The following is a 3,959-nucleotide window of genomic DNA, read 5'->3' as shown; positions in this document are numbered from 1 at the left end:
GTGGCGCCGGTGGTGGGGTGTGGCAGGTGGCCGGCCAAGGCCGTGGTGGGTGAGACGGTCGAGGTGTCGGCGACGGTGTTCCGTGAGGGGCACGAGATGCTGGGCGCGGCGGTGGTGCTGCGCACGCCGGAGGGTGAGGAGCTGCCCGGTCAGCGGATGGCCGAGGTGGGTGAGGGGCTGGACCGGTGGGCGGCGGAGGTGACGCCGACGCGGACGGGTTCGTGGTCGTTCCGGGTGGAGGCGTGGGGCGATCCGATCGCGCACTGGTGGCACGACGCGCAGATCAAGGTCCCGCGCGGCCAGGACGCCGAGCTGATGCTCACGGAAGGCGTGGCGTTGTTCCGGCGCGCCGCGCGGGGCGCATCCCCCGAGGACCGGCGCACGCTGGCCCGCCTCGTCCGGGTCGTGTCGGACGAGGACGTGGACGTCCTCGAACGGCTCGCCGCCGCCGGGGACCCGGATGTGTGGGATGTGCTGGAACGGCACCCGCTGCGGGACCTGCTGACCCTCGGCGACTGGCACCCGCTCACCTACACCTGGCACCGCTCCAACTACGTCCACCTCGACCCACACACCCAACCCGCGCACATCCTCACGTTCCAGAGGAACGAAGGACGTGCGCGGGCAGATGGGAACTGAAGAGGCGCGAGCGGCCGCCCGCGCGCCGGTGTCAGGCCGGCCCGGTGCTCAGCAGGCCGGTGCCCGGCAGGCGGTCCTCGAAGGGGCGGCAGCCGGTGAAGGCGGAGGCGAGGCCCTCCCGGTCGATGACCCGGCGGAGCTTGGCGGGCACCGCCGGCAGCGAGAGGCAGCCGCCCTCGGCGGCGACCCGCCAGCGGATGCCGAGCAGGATCGGCAGCGGGTCGGACCGCACGCCGAGCCGGTCGTGCATCCGCACCATGAGATGCCGCAGGTTGCCCTCGACCAGCTCGGTCAGCGTGTCCCCGAGCCGCGGCACCGTGACCGCGTCGAGGACGCCGGACAGGTGGACCACCGTGTGGTCGCCGTCCCCGGCGGCCGTCGTGGTGATCATCAGCTCGGACGGGGCGGGCGGCGTGGGCGTGAGCCCCGCGTCCCCCGGGTGCAGGGCCCGGATGGCGTCCAGCACGTGGGTGGTGTCCACGTCCCGCGCGCCGCCGGCCGGGACGGGCGCGGCCGTGGCGGACGCGACGTCCGCGTGCACCGGGACGAGCCGGCTGAGGCCGGTGAGCTGCAGCGCCCGCCGCACATGGGCCGACGGTTCCGGGACGACGGCGCGCAGCGGGCAGCCGAGCAGCTGCGCCCGCGTCTCCGCGCGGGCCAGCAGGACCAGGCCCGCCGCGTCCAGCAGGACCGCGTCACCGAAGTCCACGACGACCCCGCCGCCGGCCCCCGAGGCGAGGGACAGGGCCTTGCTCACCTCCTCCCGGATCCCGGCGTAGTTCTGCCAGCTGATCTGCGCGGGCATGCTCAGCACGACGAACCCTCGCCGGGTCTCGACGGCCAGGCCCGGCACGGCGGTGTCCTTCATCAGTCACATCCCGATCGGGGTTCGCGCGCCCGCGGGGCGCTCGGCGGTGGCATGGGCGGTGGCATGGGCGGTGGCCTGGGAGCCGGGCGGCAGCGGCGCGGGGCGTCCGTCCGGATACGGCGGGCGCCCGCCCCGGACGACGCCCGTCAGTCGGGACGCCGCGAGGCGTTCGATGGTCCGTTCCTCGGGCCGCACCCCGAGGTGGGTGCAGCAGCACCACAGGTCGTCCACGCAACGGCGCACGTTCTCCGCCGGAACATCGGCGAAGCGGACGCGCAGCCGCGCCACGAGGTCATCGCGCGTCGGTACGACCGATGGCGACATCTCCCAGCGCTCCACTGTCCCTCCGATCGCTTTGGACGAAGTCTTCTCGTCCGGATTCGTCAACGGCCCTGCCACCGGCCGCGCGGGCGCCGGGTGAACGGGCGCCGACTGCGCGGCCGCCGATTGCGCGGCAGGTTCTGAGCTTGGAAATGGCCTACCCCCGGCATGCGACAGAAAAAGTGACGAAGCTAAAAACACGGACATGACACAACCGTCGCGAAGCAAGTATTCGAAGGCCCGGACGCCAGCGGCCGGGCCGTGAATCGACGTGTTTTTGCGCTGCTTTCCCGCGCCATGCCGGGCGGCTACCGGGCGTTGACCCGGCGGTGCGGGGCGCGGCGGCCACGGCGCCGCCGCGCCCCGCACGATCTTCCCCGCGCTGGGCTCCGCTCGCCCCGCCCGGACGGGCCCCCGGCGCCCGAAACCGCCCGGATGGTCACGGAGCGTGCGGAGATTTTTACGGATGGTTGCCTGTCGTGAACGTCCCCGGAGGCGGTGGCGGGAATTGCTGATCTAGATGTCTCCAACACAACCGGGGTGACCCATGCACGGACAGCCGAAGAACCTCACCAGCAGCACGTCCGACCAGGTCACCGGGCCGGAGACGGGGGTGCCGCCGCGCCGGGACGCCGGGGCGCCGGGCACCCGGGCGCTGCCCGACGCGTTCGATCCCGAGACGCCCCGCGACCCGCACTGGTTCAAAACCGCGGTGTTCTACGAGGTGTCGGTCCGCGGATTCGCCGACTCCAACGGCGACGGCTACGGCGACCTACGCGGCCTGATCAGCAAACTCGACCACCTGCACTGGCTGGGCATCGACTGCCTGTGGCTCCTGCCCATCTACCAGTCACCCCTGCGCGACGGCGGCTACGACATCGCCGAATACACCCGCATCCTCCCCGAATTCGGCGAACTCGGCGACTTCGTCGAACTCATCGACCAAGCCCACGCCCGCGGCATCAGAGTCATCGCCGACCTGGTCATGAACCACACCTCCGACCAGCACCCCTGGTTCCACGCCTCCCGCACCGACCCCCACGGCCCCTTCGGCGACTTCTACATGTGGGCCGACCACGACACCGGCTACCCCGACGCCCGCATCATCTTCATCGACACCGAAACCTCCAACTGGACCTACGACCCCGTCCGCGGCCAGTACTACTGGCACCGCTTCTTCTCCCACCAACCCGACCTCAACTACGACAACCCCGACGTCCAAGACGCCATGCTGGAAAACCTGCGCTTCTGGCTCGACCTGGGCATCGACGGCTTCCGCCTCGACGCCGTCCCCTACCTCTACGCCCGCGAAGGCACCAACTGCGAAAACCTCCCCGAAACCCACACCTACCTCAAACGCGTCCGCGCCGAAGTCGACCGCCTCTACCCCGACCGCGTCCTGCTCGCCGAAGCCAACCAATGGCCCGCCGACGTCGTCGAATACTTCGGCGACCCCGCCGCCGGCGGCGACGAATGCCACATGGCCTTCCACTTCCCCGTCATGCCCCGCATCTTCATGGCCGTCCGCCGCGAACAGCGCTACCCCATCTCCGAAATCATGGCCCAAACCCCCAAAATCCCCGACTCCTGCCAATGGGGCATCTTCCTCCGCAACCACGACGAACTCACCCTGGAGATGGTCACCGACGAAGAACGCGACTACATGTACACCGAATACGCCAAAGACCCCCGCATGAAAGCCAACATCGGCATCCGCCGCCGCCTGGCCCCCCTCCTGGACAACGACCGCAACCAACTCGAACTGTTCACCGCCCTCCTGCTCTCCCTCCCCGGCTCCCCCGTCCTGTACTACGGCGACGAAATCGGCATGGGCGACAACATCTGGCTCGGCGACCGCGACGCCGTCCGCACCCCCATGCAATGGACCCCCGACCGCAACGCCGGCTTCTCCAAATGCGACCCCGCCCGCCTCTACCTCCCCGTCATCATGGACCCCATCTACGGCTACCAAGCCGTCAACGTCGAAGCACAGGCCAACAACCCCGGATCACTCCTGCACTGGACCCGCAAAATGATCGAGATCCGGCAACGCCACCCCGTCTTCGGCGTCGGCTCCTACGTCGAACTGTCCGCCTCCAACCCCTCCGTCCTCGCCTTCACCCGCGAGATC

General features: G+C 70.4%; 4 protein-coding genes. 2 read left to right on the top strand and 2 right to left on the bottom strand.

The features are described 5' to 3' along the window. Positions 1 to 639 (top strand): maltotransferase domain-containing protein (locus E1289_RS36705; protein WP_131988648.1); only part of this gene is annotated, 639 nt, incomplete at its 5' end. Between the two features lie 31 nt (positions 640 to 670). Here E1289_RS36705 and E1289_RS36700 read toward each other — a convergent pair. Together E1289_RS36700 and E1289_RS36695 are read right to left on the bottom strand one after the other, a co-directional pair. Further along, on the bottom strand, positions 671 to 1,507 hold the full coding sequence (locus tag E1289_RS36700; protein WP_131988646.1) for an STAS domain-containing protein: 837 nt from the start codon (positions 1,505 to 1,507) through the stop codon (positions 671 to 673). A gap of 3 nt (positions 1,508 to 1,510) precedes the next feature. Beyond that, positions 1,511 to 1,831 carry a hypothetical protein gene (locus tag E1289_RS36695; RefSeq protein WP_131988644.1) on the bottom strand — a complete coding sequence of 107 codons (321 nt, stop codon included), beginning with the start codon at positions 1,829 to 1,831 and terminating at the stop codon, positions 1,511 to 1,513. Positions 1,832 to 2,375: 544 nt separating this feature from the next. Between E1289_RS36695 and treS the strand changes: the two genes are divergently transcribed. Continuing rightward, positions 2,376 to 3,959: maltose alpha-D-glucosyltransferase (gene treS / locus E1289_RS36690; RefSeq protein ID WP_243713447.1), on the top strand; the 1,584-nt coding region annotated here is incomplete at its 3' end.

Source organism: Actinomadura sp. 6K520, assembly GCF_004349245.1.
Lineage (GTDB): Bacteria > Actinomycetota > Actinomycetes > Streptosporangiales > Streptosporangiaceae > Spirillospora.
The sequence above is the reverse complement of the archived record's forward strand: the minus strand, read 5'-3'. Positions and strand labels throughout refer to the sequence as shown.